We start from the raw sequence: 22,373 nt of genomic DNA, 5'->3' as shown, positions 1-22,373 counted from the left end.
AGTGTAATATAAATGGAATTAAATATTAAAGATTTGATTGTTAATCTACTTAGTGGTAGTGACACAACTGTAAATAAATTGTATCAATTTGTTAATGGCAAAGAAGTTAACCCTACAAAAGCTGAGTTTGAAAAATTTAAGAAAAATTTAATTGCGTCTGTTAAAGCAAGAAAAGAAAATGCATTAGAACTTTTTCCTATTATCAAGTATTTTGAATCTAAAAGATTAACTGAAGAAGATTATGCTGATGATGAAGTTTTATTCACTATGCCAAGTGGTGAAAGAATTGCTGTTGCTTCTCCTATTGAAGTTTTAGAAGAAATACCTGAAAAAAGTTCATACAACATGAAATTTGAATGAGATTTAACTCATATTGATGAACGTGAATCTCTTGTAAATAAAGCTGTATGAAACTATTATGAAATTATAAAAGATCTTGAGTCAATAAAAAATGCTGTGAAATCTTGAGGTAGATTTGTTGAAGAAAGTATTTATATTTCTAAAATTGAAAAAGAAATGTTTGCTGAAAATGTTCCTCAAGAAGTGTTTGCATTGCATCAAAGTGATAACTTGAATGCATTACTGCCAACTGAAATTGCTCAGCTAGATGATCCAGAACTTGAATTTATTTTTTATAAGAATTTTATTGAAAAAAAATTATTAAGTTATCAATTATGAGGAATTGAAAGAGAGATTGTAGAAGATATTACTATTACTAAAAAAGATTTAGATGATAAAGGTCCATTATTTATTTGTATTGATACAAGTGGATCAATGCGTGGTATTACAGAAGTTGTTTCAAAAGCTTTAGTTTTAGCCACTGTAAATATTCTTTCTGAATATGGTATTAATGTAGTGTTAATCCCTTTCTCAACTCAATCAAAACCTCTTGATTTATCTGAATCTAAAAACAAAGTTAAAGCAGCTCGTGATTGATTGAAAAAATCATATTATGGTGGTAGTGATTTTGGACAATTATTAGATGTTTTAAGTTCTTTTATGGGTAATAGACAATATGCCAAAGCCAATATAGTTATTTTTAGTGATTTCATTTTTAAAAATATTGACCCTTCAATTGCTAAAAAAATGAAAGTTATTCAAGATAGAACTCACTCATTCCATTCATTAAAAATAAGTAAAAAGAATAATAAAAATTCTATTGAAAAAATGTTTAGTTCAAACTGACAATATATTTTTAATTGAAAAGGTAATGATGAAGGTTTTGATGAAGAAGATTTAATTAAACAAATTTCTGATGCTAACATTAATGCAAGAAATTCTCTTGATGAAATTATTTCATTTGGTTTTATTAAAAGAATCAAAGATTATGAATATGCAAGAAAAAATGCTTCTAAAGAAAAAGAACAAGAAAATGACCAAGAGAATGAAAATGAAGCAGAAGATGAAATTATTTAAAAATAATTTTAATTACTATTATTTGTAATAAAGTAAAAAAATATGACACTCATATGAGTGTCTTTTTTATTGTTGGTAAAATATATTAAAATAAATAGAACATAAGTGAAAACAATGCAATAGTATTATAAAAGAGGTTTTTTTAATGCAATTTAATAATAAATATAATATATTACAAATTTTTTATTCATATGGTACTTTTTTAACAAATTTTATTAAAGAAAAATCAGTTAATAGTATAACTAATAATATTGCAAGAGTAATAAAAGAAGAAATAAAACACAGTTTTCAAAAGAAGACCAAATTCAAAAATTATGTTTCTTTCTTCAATAAAAATGTAATATATGATGGTCTAAATATTACAAAACATGTTGAAGGAATTGATAGATCATACTTAGGAATAATAATGGAAGGTATTTTCATTTTATTTTTAAAAAAATTAGAAATTAATGAATTCAATTTAGTAGAAGAATTGAAATCATCTGTAGCTTATGAATTTGCTATGCAAAGAAAGGGCGGAGAAATTGCTTTTAAAAATAATATTAAAAAAATCATTAGTAATCAAAATTTAATTAATATAATAAACAAAAAAGTTGAATGATTAAAAGTTAATCTACCTTGTTTTCCAGATGCTCCAAAATTTGTTTTTTCCAATAATAAAGATGAACAAGATCTTCTTGATCATATTCTTGGTTTAAAAGAAATTGCATTGATAAAATTAAAACATAATGATACAGAAGGATTTTCTAGAGTTAATAAAATCATTTTAGAAATTATTTCTAATGAATATATTTCACTTGATAATCAAATCATGATAAATTATTTTCATAAAAATATTTTTGGACGTAATACTATTTGCAATAATAAAAAGCATTATTTTGATAATATAGACAAAAAAACAGTTTTTAATCATAAATTTCATACTAAATTTATAAATCAATTTGAAGTTGATTTTTATCATAATAATTTTGTTTTAGAGTTGAAAACCTCTCAATACATTTTTCAAACACAATGATTTTATCAATTATTATTTTATTATTTTGCTTTAAAAATTAATGGACTTAAAGATATGAAATATATTTTTATTTATAATCCATTACTGGGAAGTTTTATTAAAATTGAATTATCACATATTATAGATATAAATTATATTGAAAAAATTATTATAGAAAATGATATTTTATAAAAAAGAATTTATATAAAATATGTTTTAATAATATAATTTTTTGTATGAAAAATAAAATAGCAAATAATTTTTGTAAGTCACATAATAATTTAAATTTTAATCTTAATACTGATGAAAACATAAAATTAGCTTATTTAAACTCTAATTTATGGAAATTAAGTATAAGAATAATTTTGCCATCACTTTTATTAACATTATTACTTGGAATTTATATTTTTATTGATCAAATGTTAATTATTAATCTAGTTCCAAAAGATGGTAATAATTATTTAAGAAATTATTTTGATTCAGTTGGAAAATTATATTTATATGAAAAAATTGTCAATTTTGTTAATGAAACTAAGCAAGAGATAGTTTCTATTAATAATAAAGATTTTATTGTTTATGCATCTAATCAGGTTGGAGTATTTAGTTTGATTGTGCTGTCTTTTGGTTATCTAATAAGTGCAGGTGGTGCTGTTTTGTTTAGCAAATATTCAGCAACACAAGAATTTGATTTAAGAAGAAAAGTAATTATCTCAACAATTTATAGTTCTTTTATTTTCAGTATAATATCAACTGTTATTATGATAGTTATTCAAAATTATATTTTATCTGCAATGATGCCAAGTTCGCAAACAATCAAAGATGATGTATTGCAAGGAATATCTACATCAATAACAGTGGATGAATTAAGAAACTATTTTGATACATATTATGATGGCATTGTTTATCAGGCAAGTAGATACGTTTATTTTGTAAATGGAAGTATTATTTTTTCATGTTTTACAAACTTAATAGTATTTTATTTAAGAGGTGAAAATAATAGTTTAATACCTACAATTATAGGTGTTATTTGTAATTTTTTAAACATTATATTGGATGTTATTTTTATTATTTTTGCAAAAATTGGAATTATGGGTGGTGGATTAGCTACTTTTTTAGGCCAGTTTATTAACTTTAGTACTTTAATTGGATATTTATACTATTTAAATCATAAAAATAAAACAACTATTTTATTTAGTTATTTAAAAGATTATAAAATTGATTTTAAAATTGTGCTTAACTCCATAATGTTAGGATCTAGTACATTTTTACGTGAATTAAGTTTGGCAATTGCAAACATAGTTTATGTACCAATATTTATGAATACAGTTGGTAATATTGATAATAATGCTTTACTTTCATTTGCTCGACTTGCTGCAAGTCCAATTTATAATTTATTTTTCTTTGCGATTTTTGGTATCATAGATGGATTAAGACCTATTATTAGTTATAACTATTCAATTAAGAGATATGATAGAGTTAAGAAAACATTTTGAATTGGAACTATCTATTCATTAATATATTCAATAATTGTAATCACATTTGTATTTGCTTTAGTACCTAATGTAAATAGTATTTTAGTTGCTTTAAATGTTAAAGATAATTATGATAAACATAACTTATTAATTTTATTAGCTTCAATGTTTTTGCAATTTCCATTTATTTCTTTATCAATATCAGGACTTGCAATTTTTCAATCAGCAAATAAGAAGTTGATGAATACTATTTTATCTATTATGCAAGGTGCTATTACTTTTTATCCTGTTTTATTTACAATGAGTTCTATTGCTACATCCACATCATCTATATTTGTTATGGTATTTACAGGATTTACAAATATTTTACTTTCTTCTATTATTATCTTTATTTGTACAATTTTATTTCTTTACAAATACAATAATAAACAAAGTTTTATTTCAAAAAAATATAGTTAGAAATTTAAATTATATTATTTTTGTTTGCAACAAATATATTAATAAAGTTCATATATAGAATATGATTAATAGCTTGTAATTATAAGTTATTTATAATTTATTTTATAAGTAAATTTAAAACATTATTATATTCAAATAATCTTAATAAATAATTTAATGCATAATAATGTTGTATTATAAAAATGGTTTATTAGGAGTATTAATTTTATGAAATTACTTGAAATAAAAGATTATAAATATCATTATCAAAAATCTAAAAATAAATCAAAGGGTACAATAGTATTTATACATGGTTTTGCTACTATGTCAAAATATCATAATGGATTTGCAAATTTATTAAAAGATTATGATTATTATGCTTTTGAATTACCTGGACATGGAATAACAGAAGCTAAAGATTTATCTGTGTTATCTCCATATAATCTTGCATTATCTGTTGTAGAGTGAATTAAATTAATGGATTTTAAAGATTTTTATTTAATTGGTCATTCAATGGGTGGAGGGATTGTTGGTATGGTTAGTACTATGATTCCAGAATTAATTAAAAAATTAGTGATGGTTACACCTATGAATTCAAGTTATAGTTTAAAATTGCTTAATGTAGTTAAATTTAATCCCAAAAATAATAAAGAAACATTTGAAATGCAAAAAGTTTTATATAAGAATCATTTAGAATTTTTTGATAATGAAAACCATCCAGATATTCTTGAAGAAACAAAATATCAATTAGAACACAGAAACAAATTTGTTAAGTTATTAGTAAATATGTCATCACTATCTAATATGATTACATTAAAAAAATTAGAAAAATTAATTAGTGTTCCAACATTATTAATTTTGGGGAAACATTATGGTATTATTGACTATAAAACAGCAACTAAATTGTTTGTTAAAAAACAAAATTTTAAAATCGAACTTTTTGAAAATTCAGGTCATTTACCTTTTATTGAAGAATTAAATAAATACTATAATCTTGTTATATCTTTTATTGAATCAAATTAAAATATTAATATTAGTTTTGTATTCTATAACTAAAATTACAAAACAATAAAATAGTATAAATTTATCAATATTAATAATTATCTTAAATATAAAGTGTAATACATGCTAAAGCATGGTTTTGCATTTTATATTTTTATTAAATTAAGCTAAAAATTATAAACATTAATTCTATTTAATTTGTTTTTTGAATATATTTATAAATACATTTATTGTAAAAACTTTGTAATTTTGCTTTGTTCAAAATATATACTATAATTTAGTTACAAATATAAAAACACTTATTATAAGTTAATTTGTTAGGATTAAAATTATGAAAAATAAAAATTTAAAAAAGAAAGTTTTTTCTTTATTTGCAGCTACTTCATCTATTGCAATTGTTACTTCAATGATTGCTACTTCTTGTTCTGCCTCAAACAATAATTTAAACAATGATAATTCTTCAATTCCTTCTACTCCTGATTCAAAACCAATAGAGCCTTCAAACCCAACTGAACCTACAAATCCTACACCAACTCCTAATCCAACCCCTACCCCTGATCCTAATCCTACACCAACTCCTGATCCAAATCCAATAGAGCCAGAAAAACCAGAACCTGGTGTACCTATAACTCCTAGTGATTCACTTATTGATAAATCATTTGCACAAAATGATTTATTAACATCTATTGGTATTTTAAAAATTGATGATATTGCAACTAAAGAAAGAAATGTTCAAACTGAATATTATAGTAGTGAAGCATGAAATAAGTATCATGATTCACATGGTTTTGTTTACCCTTCTCAAAAAAGAAATTACAAATTAAAGAATGTAAATTCTCAAGGTAATAATTTTTTTGGTAATGGTTCAAATAGGATAGATGGTTTTGATGTTGTGTTTAATGAAAGAGTAATAAATAATGATGGTAGTTATGTTGAAATTTCAGGAAGTAAAGTAAAATATAATGATGAAACATGAATTAAACAAGAAATAGAAAAAGGAACTTTAAAAAAACATAGAGCTGCTGATGATATGTACATAAATAATATTAATAATATTGATTCAGTGACAAAAAAATATACTATATCTAATTATGGGATGCCAGGTGTTATTCCATTAGGATTATATGCTCCTGCTGGTGAAGTAATTGAAATCTCTTTTGATAATCAATCATGAGAATTTGTTAAAAATAATATTTCTAGTTTTGAGTTTGTAATTAATGATAACCTTTGAGATAACTATGATAAAAATAACACCGGAAAAATGTCAAATCGTTATCCATTTGTGAGAACATATTTTCGTTTAAATGAAAATAGTAAAACATTAAAAATTGGTTCTCCATTTGGTGGTGGTATTTCTTTTAATCTTAAAAAAATGAATAATAATTCTGATTTAAGTTACTCACAAAGAAGTCAAAATATAGTATTTACAGTTAGAAATGCAGTTCCAGGTCTTTTTTATCAAGATGGTATAACGACTCAAAAAGAATGAGATAATCAAATAGAACTACTTAGATCTCAAAAATTAGCACCAGTTTTTCAAGGGGTGAGCACTTACTTTTCGTTTACAATGTCATTTACTGATTTAAATGAAATTGGACATTTATCACTTGATAATGTTGTTTATCCTAAAGACTCTTTTAAAAGATGGAATCAATACTTATATTTAAGTAATTATTTTGCAGGTAATGATACTATTGAAATTCAAAATAGTCATAGAATAAATATGTTATTTTGTGATGATATTTGAGGTGGGAATTTAGCCTATGGAGGTGGGAATAAATTATATTGTAATAGTAATTGAGGTTCTAGAGCATTTATTTCAAAAGATTGATATGATAGTTTTAATTCAAATACTTCTTGAGGATTCTTTCATGAAATAAATCATAATTTTGAACAAAATGAAGCATTTTTTAAAAAGAAAACACATGGTGCTACAAATGTTGTTACAGCATTTAATTTATCAGTGCTATCTGATGTTACTAGATTTAGAAATGAAATAAATTGAACTGGTGAAGATATAAAAGCCAACACAAATATTAGTTGACCATATTTAAATACACCATATTCAATAATTAAGAACCTTTTAACAAAAGCTGAGAATAGTGTTAATGAATATCCAATTTATTCTTTATTATTATTTTTAATGGGGTCAAAAAACTTTGTTGATTATGCTAGAAGTGATATCATAAATCATAGAAATGATACACCAGGTTGAACAGCAATGGAAGAAATTGAAAGAATTAGTGAAACACTTCAATTGAATTTTTGACCTGCTTTTGAAATTTATAGAAAGTGATGACATGATAATTGACCAGAAAATTATAACAGTGCATCAACTGAAGAAAAAGCAACTATTGATAAACTTAAAAAATATAAAGCAATAGATTTTGTTGCTAACCAGTATGCATCAGGAACCTACTTGTATAATGAAAGTAGCAAAAGTTATGATTACACTGGTGATACACTTCCAGCTTTTGAAATTCCAGGACTAGAACAATATACTTTTGATTTTGAAAACATGGTTGTATCAACAAACACAAATTTTAATTGAACTCTAAAGACTCCAGAAAGTTCAACAAAATTGGGAGGTAGCTTAGAAGTTGATCCTAATAATCCCAAAAAAGTTATTTATAGACCAAATAATCAAAAGGTTAGTGAAATTGATGAATTTGATGTTTCAATTATTCCTGGTAATTGAACTAATAAACCTGATAATTATGTTTCAGAATATAGATTTAAAATTAAAGTAAGACAAGTAATTAATAGACCAACTCTAGAACTTTTTGATTTTTCTAGTGCAACTCAAACTAATGATCAATTATTATCAGAGTTAAAAAATAATCAATCTCCATTTGCAAAAATGCCAATAAGTAATTTTAATAATGTAAGTTTCACTGGAATACTAAATGGTGAATATAAATCTAAAAAAATAGGAGCAAGAATTAAATATAAATTTGTTGCTCCTAAAGATGGAAATTATACATTTAAGAGCAAATATTCACAAAATTATGCTCTTTATGCTAATAACACTAAAGTAAACCTTGATCATAATGAAAGTTTTGGATTTTCAAAAATTTATGATAAAAGCATGAAAAAAGGTGAGGTACTAGAAATTGAAAATTTGTTAGTTAAGAAAATTTTAGATAATGAAGAGATATATTTTGGACAAGAAATTTATTTAGATAATAAAAAAATTGATTTATTTAATAATTCTTTAATTTTTAGCTTAACAAATCAAATTAGTCAAACTTTTCCAGAAATCATTGCTGATTCAAAATATTTATATAAACCACGTGAAGTTGATAAAAGAATTTTTACTGAATCATCATCTTCTTTATTTAATTTTAGTGATTATGATTTTAATTCCTCTTCATCCTTTTTATCACCAAATATTGATTATAATTTAACATCAAGTATAAATAATAATAGAATTGAAACATTAAATGATTATAATTCAGAAGCAGAATTTTTCATTGATAATTATGACTATGATGATAGATTGAAGAATCCAATTTTAGATTTTGATATTAATTTTATTAAAAGTACAAATGTAGAATCATTGATTTTTGGTAACTATTCTGATTATTCAAAACCAAATAAGCCATCAAAAATAAAAATAATAGGCTATTCTGATAATAATTCTAATGAACAAATTTTATATGATGGTGTTTATGACTCAATGAAAAACAGTGGCCAAAAAACAGCTATTAATTTAACTAAATCAGGTAATTTTAAGAAAATCAGAGTTCAAATGTTTAATACTATGAATGGGGTTAAATTGAGCTGAGTAAGACCTTCTACAAAAGAATATCTGTATTTAGGCCAAACTTTTGGAATAAACAATTCCAACATTATTGCAGACGAAAAATGAGAATATCATAAAAATGATGCATCAAATATATCTGCAATAAATAACATTTATTTGAAAACAACACAAAAAAATAGTGTTCTTGAATTCACTTTAAATAATGCCAAAGGTTTTTCTTTAATAGGTCAGTTAGGCAATAATTTATCTAGTTTTGATTTATATATAAATGATCAACTTATAGAAACTATTACCCCTAATTCAAATAACACTATTTATAATGCAAGCTTATTTAATTATCACTCTAAAAACAATTCAAGTTTAAAAGTAAAAATTGTTACCAGGGAAGATAAACCATTATATTTAAATTACATCATGACTTTTGGTAAAAACATTTATTTGTCTTAATTTAATTACAATTTTTCATTAAATTAGAATTTAAAAATCAAAGTAATTAATTTATATCCATAATCAATACAAGATTATGGATATTTTTATTATTTGTAACACTTAAATTAAATATTTTTATAAAACTTATTCATTCTTTAATAATTTAAAAAATAATGATGGTTATTTATTATTGTAAAAATATTTATAAAAATTCTACAATAAATTAGATTTTTGCCATTTTTATTTCGTTTATATATATGGAGGATATTTGAATATTTAAAATTATGAAATTACATGTAATTAATCAAGATAATGAAAATGAATGTGGTATATGTGTATTAACTACACTTCAAAATTTTTTTTATCAAGAAGAAAAACTATCTAAATTAGATTTATACAATATATTAAATTATGATGGTGATAAAATTTCTATTTATGATTTAGAAATATTAGCAAGTAAAATTGGATTAGAATTAGAGAGTTATAAACTAGAATTTGATACATTTAAAAAAATTGAAAATAACACTTTATTTGTAACATGTCTTTTAAATGAAGATGGGTATCATTATGTGATTTGTAATAAAACCAATAATACAATAACTGTATATGATAGCTGTAGTGAAATAAAAAAGTATACATATGATGAATTTAAAAATATTTTTACAGGAATTTATATATCTATAAAAAAGAAAGTAATTAATGACAATCAATGTCTACACTCTACAAATAAAAATCAATTTAATTTACCAAATATGTACTTTTTTATTTTTATGTTTATTTTTGTTGATCTTATTTCTACTATTTTATGTGTTATTGGAAATTCATTCATAAAAATAATAATTGATAAAGTTGTTCCATTGGAATTAATAAGTGAACTGTTTTATTTTTCAATATTTTTTATTTCAACTTACATTTTTAATTTTTTAATTAATTATGTAATTAATATAATTAAAATAAAAAAGTATGAATCTATATTTAAAGAAAATATATTAATATATGCAAGAATTATTAATTATAAAAATCTAGATTATTTTGATAAATATAGTAAAGAAATTATTTATGAACATCCCATAGCTATATCAAAACTAATTATGCATAAGTATTTTGATATACCAGGTTTAATATCTGATTTAATAACATTTGTTATACTATTTTCTATAATTTTTTTTACATCTTATTTATTTATAATCCCTATTTTTATCAACCTTATTTTTATAGTAATATTTGGTTTTATTAAACTAAAAAATAACAATGATAACTACCATTATCTACATATTAATAAAAATAAAATAGAAATTAATTTCAATAATTTTTATAGCTTTTTATTAAATGAAAAGAATAATAGTAAATTAAATATTGTAAAAGAAAATTGACTTGAAGAATTGTGAAGTTATCAAAGAATAAATAGAATTAATACAAAATTTAATTTAACAATTGATTTATTTGATAATTCAGTTACAAAATTTATTTTTGTTATTTTTATATCGATTTGTAGTTATCTAATCATCATAAAATTTGATAATAATTTGTCTATTTCTAATATGATTTTTTTGACATCAATTCTTAATATGATTACAACTTGTATTAATGATATTTTTAATTATTGATGCAGCATTCCATTCTATAAAAAATCCAAAAAGATTTTGAATGACTTTTTAAATATAGGAAATTTAAATTTTAAAAAAGGTATAAAAATAAATAGTGTAGAAAAAATAAAAATTAATAATCTTAATTTTAATTATGGCAAAAATTGCATATTTAAAAATTTTAATATGACAATTAATAATGGAGATTTAATTATTGGAAAAAATGGATGTGGTAAGACAACTTTGTTTAAAATACTATCTTTAAATTATCTTGATAAAATAGATAATCAAATTATTATCAATAATTTACCAATTAATTGTTTAGATCAAAAAGGTTTGTTTGACAATATTATTTATTTGCCTAGTGATGCATGTTTGGTTTCTAAAGATTTTACAAAAATTATGAATTCTGATTTAGTAACAAAAGATATAGCAACTAAATTAATAAAATTAGTCAATATTAATTTATCTAATAAGGATTTTAGTAAGGGGGAAAAGCAAGTTTTAAATTTAATTAGCATTCTTCATTCAAAAAATAAGGTTATATTGTTAGATGAATCATTTTCAAATATAAATAATAAACTAGACAATGTTATTTATGGTGAAGTTAAAAATCATCTTGAAAAGGATAATTTTGTTCTTTGAATATCTCATAATAAAAAATGTTATAAATATTTTAAAAATAGGATAGAAATAAATGGTAAATAAAAAACTTAAATATGGATTAATTGGTCTATTTTTTTCTTTAACAACATTCTTTGGTTTTTCTTTATTTTATAAAGTTCAAAATGTGACTGTTGGAACTATAGTTGAAACAAATCAAACACAAATTGTGCAAGTTGTGAAAAATAATAAAATTAATGTTTGGAAAGGTGCTAATTTTTCTTTTAAATATAATAATAAAAAACTAGAATTTAAAATTGCAAATTACTATATTGAAAATAATAGTTATTTTATAACTCTAAATAAATATTTAGTTATTGAAAATAATATTTATAATTTATTTATCAACACAAATAAAGAAATTCTTTTACTTTATATATTTGACAATATTTTTTAGGATAGGTTTTAAATATGTTAAAAATGCAACTGCAAGATAAAACAAATTTTATAACTATAGATCAGAAAAAAATAATTAAAAGAATGCTAGCTTACATTTTTAAATTTGAATCTATGAAAGGTACTTATTTTTTTGAATTGAATATTGTAGATGAGAAAGAAATACAAATAATAAATAGTAAATTTAGAAAAAAGAATTATGTTACAGATGTTATCACTTTTTCAATGTGAGATTCTAATAGCTCAATAAGAACAGAATTACTTGGCGAAATATTTTTATGTAAAGAAAAAGTTATTTCTCAAGCTAAAGAATATAATCATTCAGTTAATAGAGAATTAATGTTTTTAATTAGTCATGGTATATTTCACTTATTAGGATATGATCATCAAACTCCTGAAGATGAAAAAGAAATGATTAATAACCAATATAATGTATTAGAATATTTAAACATCGGTAGATAAAATGTTAAGTCAAAATAAATTAGTCACTTTTTTTAGAAAATTTAAATATGCCTTTAAAGGTTTATATTTTTCAATTCGTGAGGAAAAATCATTAGTTGTTCACTTTATTGTTGCAGCAATAGTTTTAATACTAGCTGGAATTATAAATGAATATATGTCTATTATGGATTGAATAATTTTAGTTATTTGTATTTTTTTAGTTATAGGGGTTGAATTAATAAATACAGCAATAGAAAATATTGCTGATATGATTTCTTTCAAATTTAACTATAATGCAAGGAAAATAAAGGATATTTCAGCAGCAGCAGCATTAACTTTTTCATTAATGGCTATTATTGTTGGTCTCTTAATTTTTATACCAAAATTAATAACAATTTTTAATACATTAAAATAAATTTGAAAAAAGGATTCATAATGAAAATAGGAAAAGTTTCAATTGTAGGAAAACCAAATGTTGGTAAATCAACATTAATAAATCAAATTTTTAATAAAGAGGTTGTTATTGCAACAAGTAAACCTCAAACAACTAGAAATAGAATTGAATTATTATATGAAGAAGATGGTTATCAAATAATATTTAATGATACTCCAGGTTTTCATGAAGCTAGAAATAAATTAGATTTATTTTTAAATTCACAAGTAAAAAAAGCATTAAAAAATGTTGATATTATTCTTTTTGTTTTTGATGCAAAAAGAGAGTTTGATCAAGAGGATTTAGATATATTAAATCAAATTAAAACATTTAAGCATGAAAAATTAATTATGATTATTAATAAATGTGAAAATGAAGATGCATCAACAATTGAAGGCATCAAAGAATCATTAAAAAAAATTATTAAATTTGACAAAGAATTTTGTATATCTGCTTTATATAATCAGAATATAAATGTGGTACTAGAATATATTAAAGAAAATTTAATTGAATCAGAACTTCCTTTAGTTTCTAATCCATCAGAGTTAGAACAACAAGAAAAATTTGTTATTGCTGAAATAATTAGAAAGGTGATTTTAAATCAATTTAAATATGAAGTTCCTCACTCAACTGCTGTTATAGTTGATGAAATGAAGTATTATAAAGAAAAAAATTTGTTAGATATTATGTTTTCTATAGTTGTTGAAAAAGAATCTCAAAAACCTATTTTAATTGGTAAGGGCGGGAATAGTATTAAAAATATTGGTGTTCTTGCAAGAAAAGAGTTATCAAAGATTTATGATTGTAAGATATATTTGAAATCTTTTGTCAAAGTTAAGAAAAATTGACGTGATGACAATAATATAATTAAAGAATTGGGATACAAAAAGTAATGTCTGAAATTATTACAAAAGGTTATTTAATTAATGTCATAGATTATGAATTGTTTGATCAAATTATTACATTTATAAATGAATATGGAAATGTTTTTTCCTGTATAGCAATTGGTAGCAGAAAAATTAAATCTAAAAATGCAAGGCAATTAAAGTTTGGTGCATTATTAGAATTTGATTTTTTTATGAGTAGAAATATTGATAAGGTTGGTAGATTAAAAAAAGTTGTTGCCTTAGATAATACAAGTTTTTCTTTTTCAACAAATAACGGATTAATTGTTTTGAATCAATTGTTTTTTAAAGCAAAATGCTCAGGAAAAGATTTTTATAATATGTATTTTAATAATTTGGAATTATTAAAAAATAACAATGATCAAAATAATGTGATAATAAAAATATTTTTTGAATTTATGTTATTGTCAGGTATCAAATTAAAACTTAATGGTTGTTCTATTTGTCATAATAGAAAAATTATAAATTTTGATGAAAAAGAAATGGGTTTTGTTTGCATAGAACATAATACAAGTCAACTTAATATTTCTCCAAATGTTCTTCAAATACTATATGCAATTCATAAAAATAAACTATCTTTATTAGATAGATATAGTTATAATGATAAATTTTTGGTTATAAAATTTTTAATGTATTTGATTAACTCTTACATAGGAATAAATTTATATTCTTTATTATTATATTAATTTTATAATATTTAATAGTTGAAAAGGATAATGTATGAAAGAAAAAATATCACAAGAAATTATAGTTAATCATTTAAAAAACTATGGATTTGTTTTTCAAAATTCAGAAATATATGGAGGATTAGCTAATGCATGAGATTTTGGCCCTCTAGGAGCAATAATTAAGAATTTACTAAAAAATATTTGAATTAATTATTTTGTTACTTCAACTAAAAATATGTTTTTAATTGATACAAATATTATTTTAAATTCTTCTGTTTGAGATGCTTCAGGTCATATTAATAATTTTAGTGATCCTTTAATTGACTGTAAAAAATGTAAAAATCGGTTTAGAGCTGACAAGTTGATTGGTGAATTCACAAATGAAAAAATAACAGAGCAAACAGATATATCAATTTTAGAAAAGATTATTAATAATAATAAAATTAAGTGTCCTAATTGTAAAAATATTGATTGAACAAATATTAGAAAATTTAACCTTATGTTTGAAACATCAATTGGAGTAGTAGATAATAATAAAAATATAGTTTATTTAAGACCAGAAACTGCTCAAGGGATTTTTATTAATTTTAAAAATATTCAAAGAACAACAAGAGCTAAAATACCCTTTGGTGTAGCTCAAATTGGAAAATCATTTAGAAATGAAATAACCCCTTCAAATTTTATCTTTAGAACAAGAGAATTTGAACAGATGGAAATTGAACATTTTGTTGAAGAAAGTCAAGAAAACATGTTTTTTGATTATTATATAAACAAAATTCAAAAATTTTTATTTGATGTTTTAAAGTTGAAAAAAGAAAATATATCAATTGAAAATTATAGTAAAGATGAAATAGCACATTATTCTAAAAAAACTATTGATTTTTTTTACGATTTTCCACATGGAAAATCTGAACTTTGAGGATTAGCAAATAGAGGTTCATATGATTTAATGCAACATGAATCATTTTCTAAAAAGGATATGCACTATTTAGATTCTAATAATAATAAATTCATTCCAAGTGTAATAGAACCTTCAGTAGGTCTAGAAAGATTATTATATGCAATACTTATTGATGCTTATGATGAAGAACAAGTAAATAACGAAACAAGAGTAGTTATGCGTTTAGATGAAAAATTAGCACCTTATAAAATTGCTGTATTACCACTAACAAATAAATTAGAAGATTTTGCATCAAAAATATATCAATCTATTTTAAATAAAGGTGTTTCTTGCACATATGATACTTCAGGTTCTATTGGAAAAAGATATAGAAGGCAAGATGCAATTGGTACACCTTATTGTTTGACTGTAGATTTTGATAGTCAAAAAGATATGAGTGTAACAATTAGAAATAGAGATAGTATGGAGCAAGTAAGAGTTAATATAAAAGATATTAATTTACTTAATTTATCAAAATTATTTAAATAAAAAGGATTAGTTATGGATGATAGTAAGCAACAAAGTAGTTATGCTATACAAGATTTATTAAACAATATAGATATAGTAAGTGTAATAAAAAATTATATTAATTTGAGTAAAAAAGGGCAAAATTACTGAGGCTTATGTCCCTTTCATGGAGATAAAAATCCATCATTATCTGTAAATTCTAATAAAAAGGTTTTTAAATGCTTTGTTTGTGGCGAATCAGGAAATGCAATTAAATTTGTTCAAAAATTTAAGAAGATTAATTTTTACCAAGCAATTAAAGAAATTGTTGAAATAACAAATTACAAAACAAGTGTAATTGATAAATTTTTAAATAGTAAAATTAACTCAAATGAAATAAAAATGTATGATATGAATAATCAGGCATGTTTTATATATCATAGAACATTATTTAATTCTTCTAATGCTGATAAATTAAAATATTTATTATCTAGAAATTTAACACAAGATTTAATTAATGAATATAAAATTGGATATGCTCCAAATTCTAGTGATAAAAAATATTTGTTTTCAATATTAACTAATGAAGATAATATTATGGGAGAAGATCGTGATGCATCTTTAGTTTGATCACCAATACAATTAGTTAATAATGGTCTTGCTAATTTAAATGATAATAATGAATATTCTGATTTTTTTTGAAATAGAATAATAATTCCTATTTTTGATGAACATAATAATGTTATTGGCTTTTCAGGAAGAGCACTAAATAATGATGAAAAGATAAAATATATTAATACAAAAACAACAGAAATTTTTAAAAAAGAAAATGTACTTTTTAATTTTAATAATTTTGATAAGTCTATTTATGAAGAAATTTTTGTTGTTGAAGGATATATGGATGTTTTTGCTTTTAGAAAAATGGGAATTAAAAATGTAGTTGCATCAATGGGAACATCATTCACATCAAATCAAATTAATTTGATTAAAAAATACAAAAATATTAATTCAATTATTATTTGTTTTGATAATGATGAAGCAGGGTTTAAAGCTACAATTGAATTGGCTCAAAAATTATATAATCATAATATTAAAGTCTTTGTTGTTGCTCCATATGATAAATCATACAAAGACATAGATGAGTTATTAAAAAGTAATGATAAAAATACAGTTTTAGAAGTAATAAATAATCAAATATCTTTTATTTCATATCTATGTATAAAAATGTTAAGTGATAAATCTTTAACAAACAAAGAAATTGTTCTAAGAACAAAAAAGATATTGGATAATGTTATTTCTTATTCATATGATGAGTTAACCTTGGATAATGATTTATTATTATTGTCTAAGTTTTCTTCTATAAGTGTTGATGCATTAAATCAATATATTAAAAAAGAACTTAATAAAAATAAAAAAGAAGTTGATTCAAATATTAAAAACAGTAATAAATATTTTTCATTTCCAATTGAGTACAATATACCAAGACTAAACATTAAAACTAAGCCTTTAAAAGAAATTTTAAATGAAGAAAAGAGCTTTGAAGTGAAAGAAAAAGATTTATTTAAAATTGTTGCTATAAATACATATATTGCAGAATTGTTTATAAAAAATATTTATCATTCTTATTTTCAGTCAGATATAAAATTAAAACAAATTTTTACAGAACTTATATATTTTGCAAAAATATTAATAGATAATTCTATTGACGTTAATCCTGAAAATTTATTGAGCATTATTAAATTAAAAGAGGATGAATTTGATAAACCTCTTAATGAGTTGGTAGATTTTATTAAATCTATTATTGCTTATTATAATAAATATCCAATCAATAATAAAAGTATAATTTACCAAGGCGTGTCACTAATTCTTGATTTAGTTATGAAAATTCAACAAGAAATTCAAAAAATAGTTATTAGAGAAAATTGTGAAAATGTTTATGATGAATATAGAAATATTAGCAATCAATATGATAAAAAAATTAAAGAATTATTAAGTATAAAAAATAATTTACAAAAAGGATAATAATTATGAATATTGGATGAATTGGAACAGGTGTAATGGGTAAAAATATGTTAATGCATTTAAAGAATGCTGGACATATTATTTATATCTATAACAGAACAATATCAAAGGCATTATCCCTTGAGCAAGAAAATATTATTGTATGTAATACAATTGAGGAATTGGCAAAGTCTTCAAATATTATTTTTACAATGGTTGGTTATCCAAAAGATGTAAAAGAAATTTATTTAGACAAAAATGGAATAATTAATTATGTTCATAATAATTTATTTTGTTGTGTTGATATGACAACATCTAGTCCTAATTTAGCTATCGAAATAGGAAATGCTTTGAAATTAAAAGATGTTGAATTTTTGGATGCTCCTGTAAGTGGTGGTGAAATTGGATCAATTAATAAAACTTTATCAATAATGGTTGGAGGCAATTATAATTGTTTTTTAAAAATAAGACATTTATTAGAATGCATGGGAAATAATGTAAATTATGTAGGAAATTTGGGAAATGGAATGCATACAAAAATGGCTAATCAAATAGCAATTGCTGGAACAATAGCATCAACTTGTGAAGCACTATATTATTGTTATTTGAACAAACTAAATCCCAGAATTGTTTTAAAATCAATATCTTCAGGTGCAGCATCAAGCTGGCAATTAATTAATAATGGTAATAACATTATTAGCAATAATTATCGTCCTGGATTTTATATCAAGCATTTCATTAAAGATATGGAAATTGCAATTGAAAATAATAAAGATGCTTTGGAAATAACTAAAAGAGTTTTATTAATGTATAAAAAACTAGCATCTATTGGTTTTGAAAATTATGGAACACAAGCATTAATATACTATTATATTCAAAATGTTAAATAAAATTAACTATTAAAATTACTATATTATATTTAAAAAGTTATATTATAATTATAAAGTTGAAATTTAGGGAGTTTATTTATGAAAAAGGATATTCATTCAAATAATCAATTTGTAACTTTTGTTTGTGCTTCATGTGGTAGTAAATTTGAAATTAAATCTACTTTAAAAAATAAGGAACAAACAATTGATATTTGTAGTTCATGTCATCCATTTTATTCTGGTACAAATACTGGACAACAAGTAAAGGGAAGAGCTGAACAATTTAATAAAAAACTTGTTTCTGATAGAAAAGTGGAAACAAAATCTACTAAAAAAGAAGAAGTTAAAAAACAAAATAAAAAAATTGTTAAATCCCTAGATAGTTTATAATGTAATCTTATTTTTAAAAAAGTAGTAAAACTTTAATTTGTTTTACTACTTTTGTTTTTATATATTTTAAGGAGATTTTAATTATGATTTATAATAAAAAACTTTTTGAATCATTAACAAAAGTTGATGAAAAGTTTTTGGAATTAAACAAAGAATTAGAAAACATTGGAAATAATGTTAGCAGAATGAAAGAAATAAATAAATCTCTTAAACTTTTAAATCCCATTGTAGAGAAATTTTCTGAATTTAAAAAAATATTATCTAATTTAGAATCTGCTGAACAAATATTAGCTAATGAAAAAGATAAAGAGTTATTAGAATTAGCAGAAATTGAAATAGGAGAATATAAACCAAAAATTGAAGTTTTTGAAAATGAGCTAAAGAGATTATTATTGCCTAAAGATGAAAATGATGACAAGAATGTTATTGTAGAAATGAGACCAGCTGCTGGTGGTGATGAATCATCAATATTTGTTGGTGATCTTTTTGGAGCATATAAAAGATATGCTGATTCACAGGGATGAAAAATTAAAACACTAGAAATAGTTGAAACATCTCATGGATACAATTTTATTTCATTTATGATTTCTGGGGAAGATGTTTATTCAAAAATGAAATTTGAGTCAGGGGTTCATAGAGTTCAACGTGTTCCAGAAACAGAGGCAAAAGGAAGAGTGCATACATCAACTATTACAGTTGCTGTTTTACCAGAAGTAGAAGATATTGAAATAGTAATCAATCCATCTGATTTAAGAGTTGATACATATAGAGCTGGTGGTGCTGGTGGCCAACATGTTAATAGGACAGAGTCTGCTGTAAGAATCACACACTTACCAACAGGAATTGTAGCATCTTGTCAGGAAGGAAAATCTCAAATAGAGAATAGAGAAACTGCAATGAAGATGCTAAAGTCAAAATTATGAGAGCGTGCTGAAAATGAAAAAAATAGCAATTTATCATCTTTAAGAAAAGATCAAGTTGGTACAGGTGAAAGAGCTGAAAAAATAAGAACTTATAACTACCCTCAAAATAGAGTTACAGATCATAGAATTAATTTAACTTTGAATAAACTTGAAATGATTATGTTAGGTGATTTAGATGAAATAATAAATTCATTAATTGCAAATGATGAAGCATTAAAAATGGCTGAGGCTAATATATAACTATGATATTTAAAGATTTAACATGTAAATTTTATAAAAAAAATGATTTATTAAATAATAAATTAATAGATTCTATTATATTTTTTTTATCTAAAATTTCTCAAGATAAATCTAGTTTAATTGCAAATCAAAACTATGAAATAGATTTTGATATAAATGATTTTTTGTATTATTATAAACAAGTGTTTATAAAACAAATTCCTATTGAATATATTATTAAAAAAATAAAATTTTTAGGTGTTATCTATAATATAGATTATGGGGTTTTTATTCCTAGAAATGATACAGAATTTATAGTGGATTGAATTCTTGAATCTAATTTTATTAATGATGTAAATAATGTGTTAGATTTATGTACAGGAAGTGGAGTTATTGCTAATACTATTAAATATTATAAAAAAGATTTAAATGTTTATGGGGTTGATAGTTCTTTTGCAGCAATTGAGTTAGCTAAAGATAATGCAAAATTATATGATTTAGATACAAAATTTTATTTAAAAAATATTTTTTCTTTAAAGCAAGATTTTCTTTATAATTTTGATTTAATAGTTTGTAATCCACCATATATTGATAAAAATCATCCTTTAGATATTTCTGTTAAAAAATACGAACCTAAAAAAGCCTTATTTGCAAAGGACCAAGGACTTGAGTATTATAAGCGTTTTATATTTGAAATTTATCCCAAATTAAGAAAAAGTAATGTAAAAATTATTTTTGAAATAGGATATGATCAAAAAGACAAACTTGAAGATTTTTTAAAAAATAATAATATTAGTAATTTCTTTTTTTTGAAAGACTTGAATGGACATTATAGAATTTTAGTGATTGATAAATAATATTGGAAGTAATATGGTTGTTTATAATAATAATGATATTGATGCAATTGTTTTTGAAATTAAAAACAACAAAGCATTAATTGCTCCTACAGATACAATACCAGGTATTTTGGCTAAAAATAAGAATACAATTTATAGATTGAAAAAAAGAAATAGAAATAAAAAAATTATTTTGTTTGTATGTTCATGAAAACACATTAAAGATTTAAATAACAATTTTATAAAATTAGCTAGACATTTTTGACCAGGTAATTTAACAATTGTTAAAAATGGAATTTCATATCGTGTTCCAAGAGATAAATTCTTATTAGAAATAATTTCAAGAACAGGTCCATTATATTGTTCTAGTGCCAATTTAAGTGGTTATAATGTAATTAAGAATTATCAAGAAGCATATGACATGTTTGGAATATTTGGCACAGAAGTGATTTATTTAGATGGCAATTATTGTGTTAACAAACCATCAACTGTTTATGATATTGATAAAGATAGAATTTTAAGAGAAGGAGAAATAACACATGAACAAATCAGAAACATCATCCAAAATTAATGTCTATATTGGTAGTGATCATGCAGGATATGATATGAAACAAAAAATTATTTCTGATCCAAGGCTAAGTTTTATTAATTTTATAGATGTTGGGACAAATTCAAATGATTCTGTTGATTATCCAGATTATGCTGAAATACTTGCAAATAATGTATTAAAAAATAATGGATATGGTGTAGCAATTTGTGGAACTGGAATTGGAATAAGTATTGCATTAAATAAAGTAAAAGGAATTTATACAGCTGTTATTAATGATCCAGAAATTGCAAAACTTGCAAGAGAACATAATAATTTAAATGTTGTATCTTTATCTGGAAGATTTAGTACAGCAGACAATAATATAAAAATTATTGAAAATTTTTTTAAAGAAAACTTTTCAAACGATCCAAGACATTTAAAAAGACTTAATAAAATAAAAGATATAGAAAAAAAATAAAAAAGTGTATTATGCATTCTTAGGTTTCATAATGCACTTTTTTATAACTTAATAAATAAAAATAATAAGATATTTTTACTTGAGTGTATGGATGACTATGATTGTGATAAAACATATTGAAATCAAATTTTA

At 22.4% G+C, this 22,373-nt stretch carries 19 protein-coding genes; all 19 read left to right on the top strand.

The window, feature by feature from the left end; all coding sequences use genetic code 4:
• The first annotated feature begins 12 nt into the window (after positions 1-12).
• The 19 genes from ACLFO7_RS02860 to ACLFO7_RS02770 all read left to right on the top strand — a co-directional run bounded on the left by ACLFO7_RS02860 (position 13) and on the right by ACLFO7_RS02770 (position 22,241).
• The gene (locus ACLFO7_RS02860) at positions 13-1,416 is read left to right on the top strand and encodes a VWA domain-containing protein (protein WP_412032013.1); all 1,404 of its coding nucleotides are present in this window, start codon (positions 13-15) and stop codon (positions 1,414-1,416) included.
• 145 nt (positions 1,417-1,561) lie between these two features.
• Positions 1,562-2,602, top strand: coding sequence for a hypothetical protein (locus tag ACLFO7_RS02855; RefSeq protein WP_412032012.1), 1,041 nt, complete (start codon positions 1,562-1,564; stop codon positions 2,600-2,602).
• Positions 2,603-2,646: 44 nt separating this feature from the next.
• Positions 2,647-4,341 carry an MATE family efflux transporter gene (locus tag ACLFO7_RS02850; protein WP_412032011.1) on the top strand — a complete coding sequence of 565 codons (1,695 nt, stop codon included), beginning with the start codon at positions 2,647-2,649 and terminating at the stop codon, positions 4,339-4,341.
• A gap of 207 nt (positions 4,342-4,548) precedes the next feature.
• On the top strand, positions 4,549-5,343 hold the full coding sequence (locus ACLFO7_RS02845; RefSeq protein ID WP_412032010.1) for an alpha/beta fold hydrolase: 795 nt from the start codon (positions 4,549-4,551) through the stop codon (positions 5,341-5,343).
• A gap of 310 nt (positions 5,344-5,653) precedes the next feature.
• Complete coding sequence (locus tag ACLFO7_RS02840; protein WP_412032009.1) at positions 5,654-9,535, top strand: M60 family metallopeptidase; 3,882 nt, start codon at positions 5,654-5,656, stop codon at positions 9,533-9,535.
• A gap of 266 nt (positions 9,536-9,801) precedes the next feature.
• The gene (locus ACLFO7_RS02835; protein WP_412032008.1) at positions 9,802-11,811 is read left to right on the top strand and encodes a cysteine peptidase family C39 domain-containing protein; all 2,010 of its coding nucleotides are present in this window, start codon (positions 9,802-9,804) and stop codon (positions 11,809-11,811) included.
• Positions 11,801-12,163 (top strand): hypothetical protein, encoded by a 363-nt coding sequence (locus ACLFO7_RS02830; protein ID WP_412032007.1) that lies wholly within the window; start codon positions 11,801-11,803, stop codon positions 12,161-12,163. The genes ACLFO7_RS02835 and ACLFO7_RS02830 overlap by 11 nt, the downstream gene beginning before the upstream one ends.
• Before the next feature lie 14 nt (positions 12,164-12,177).
• A complete protein-coding gene (gene ybeY, locus ACLFO7_RS02825) occupies positions 12,178-12,624 on the top strand; it encodes an rRNA maturation RNase YbeY (RefSeq protein WP_412032006.1) in 447 nt (148 codons plus the stop codon).
• A 1-nt stretch (position 12,625) separates the two neighbouring features.
• On the top strand, positions 12,626-13,018 hold the full coding sequence (locus ACLFO7_RS02820; protein ID WP_412032005.1) for a diacylglycerol kinase family protein: 393 nt from the start codon (positions 12,626-12,628) through the stop codon (positions 13,016-13,018).
• A gap of 20 nt (positions 13,019-13,038) precedes the next feature.
• Entirely contained in the window at positions 13,039-13,929 is an 891-nt protein-coding gene (gene era / locus ACLFO7_RS02815) for a GTPase Era (protein ID WP_412032004.1), read from the top strand.
• Positions 13,929-14,627, top strand: a complete 699-nt coding sequence (recO, locus tag ACLFO7_RS02810) for a DNA repair protein RecO (RefSeq protein WP_412032003.1) — start codon at positions 13,929-13,931, stop codon at positions 14,625-14,627. Before era ends, recO begins: the two co-directional genes overlap by 1 nt.
• 34 nt (positions 14,628-14,661) lie before the next feature.
• Positions 14,662-16,038 (top strand): glycine--tRNA ligase, encoded by a 1,377-nt coding sequence (locus tag ACLFO7_RS02805; protein WP_412032002.1) that lies wholly within the window; start codon positions 14,662-14,664, stop codon positions 16,036-16,038.
• Between the two features lie 12 nt (positions 16,039-16,050).
• The gene (gene dnaG / locus ACLFO7_RS02800; protein WP_412032001.1) at positions 16,051-18,018 is read left to right on the top strand and encodes a DNA primase; all 1,968 of its coding nucleotides are present in this window, start codon (positions 16,051-16,053) and stop codon (positions 18,016-18,018) included.
• Positions 18,019-18,023: 5 nt separating this feature from the next.
• Entirely contained in the window at positions 18,024-18,887 is an 864-nt protein-coding gene (locus ACLFO7_RS02795; protein WP_412032000.1) for an NAD(P)-dependent oxidoreductase, read from the top strand.
• A 78-nt stretch (positions 18,888-18,965) separates the two neighbouring features.
• Entirely contained in the window at positions 18,966-19,256 is a 291-nt protein-coding gene (gene rpmE / locus ACLFO7_RS02790) for a 50S ribosomal protein L31 (protein ID WP_412031999.1), read from the top strand.
• Between the two features lie 83 nt (positions 19,257-19,339).
• Positions 19,340-20,419, top strand: coding sequence for a peptide chain release factor 1 (prfA, locus tag ACLFO7_RS02785; RefSeq protein ID WP_412031998.1), 1,080 nt, complete (start codon positions 19,340-19,342; stop codon positions 20,417-20,419).
• A gap of 2 nt (positions 20,420-20,421) precedes the next feature.
• The gene (gene prmC, locus ACLFO7_RS02780) at positions 20,422-21,255 is read left to right on the top strand and encodes a peptide chain release factor N(5)-glutamine methyltransferase (protein WP_412031997.1); all 834 of its coding nucleotides are present in this window, start codon (positions 20,422-20,424) and stop codon (positions 21,253-21,255) included.
• A gap of 13 nt (positions 21,256-21,268) precedes the next feature.
• Positions 21,269-21,805, top strand: coding sequence for an L-threonylcarbamoyladenylate synthase (locus ACLFO7_RS02775; protein ID WP_412031996.1), 537 nt, complete (start codon positions 21,269-21,271; stop codon positions 21,803-21,805).
• Complete coding sequence (locus tag ACLFO7_RS02770) at positions 21,774-22,241, top strand: RpiB/LacA/LacB family sugar-phosphate isomerase (protein WP_412031995.1); 468 nt, start codon at positions 21,774-21,776, stop codon at positions 22,239-22,241. Before ACLFO7_RS02775 ends, ACLFO7_RS02770 begins: the two co-directional genes overlap by 32 nt.
• Positions 22,242-22,373: the final 132 nt, after the last annotated feature.

The sequence above is a fragment of the Malacoplasma muris genome, assembly GCF_046774425.1.
GTDB lineage: Bacteria > Bacillota_I > Bacilli_A > Mycoplasmatales > Mycoplasmoidaceae > Malacoplasma > Malacoplasma muris.
This window is presented reverse-complemented; position numbering and strand designations above follow the sequence as displayed.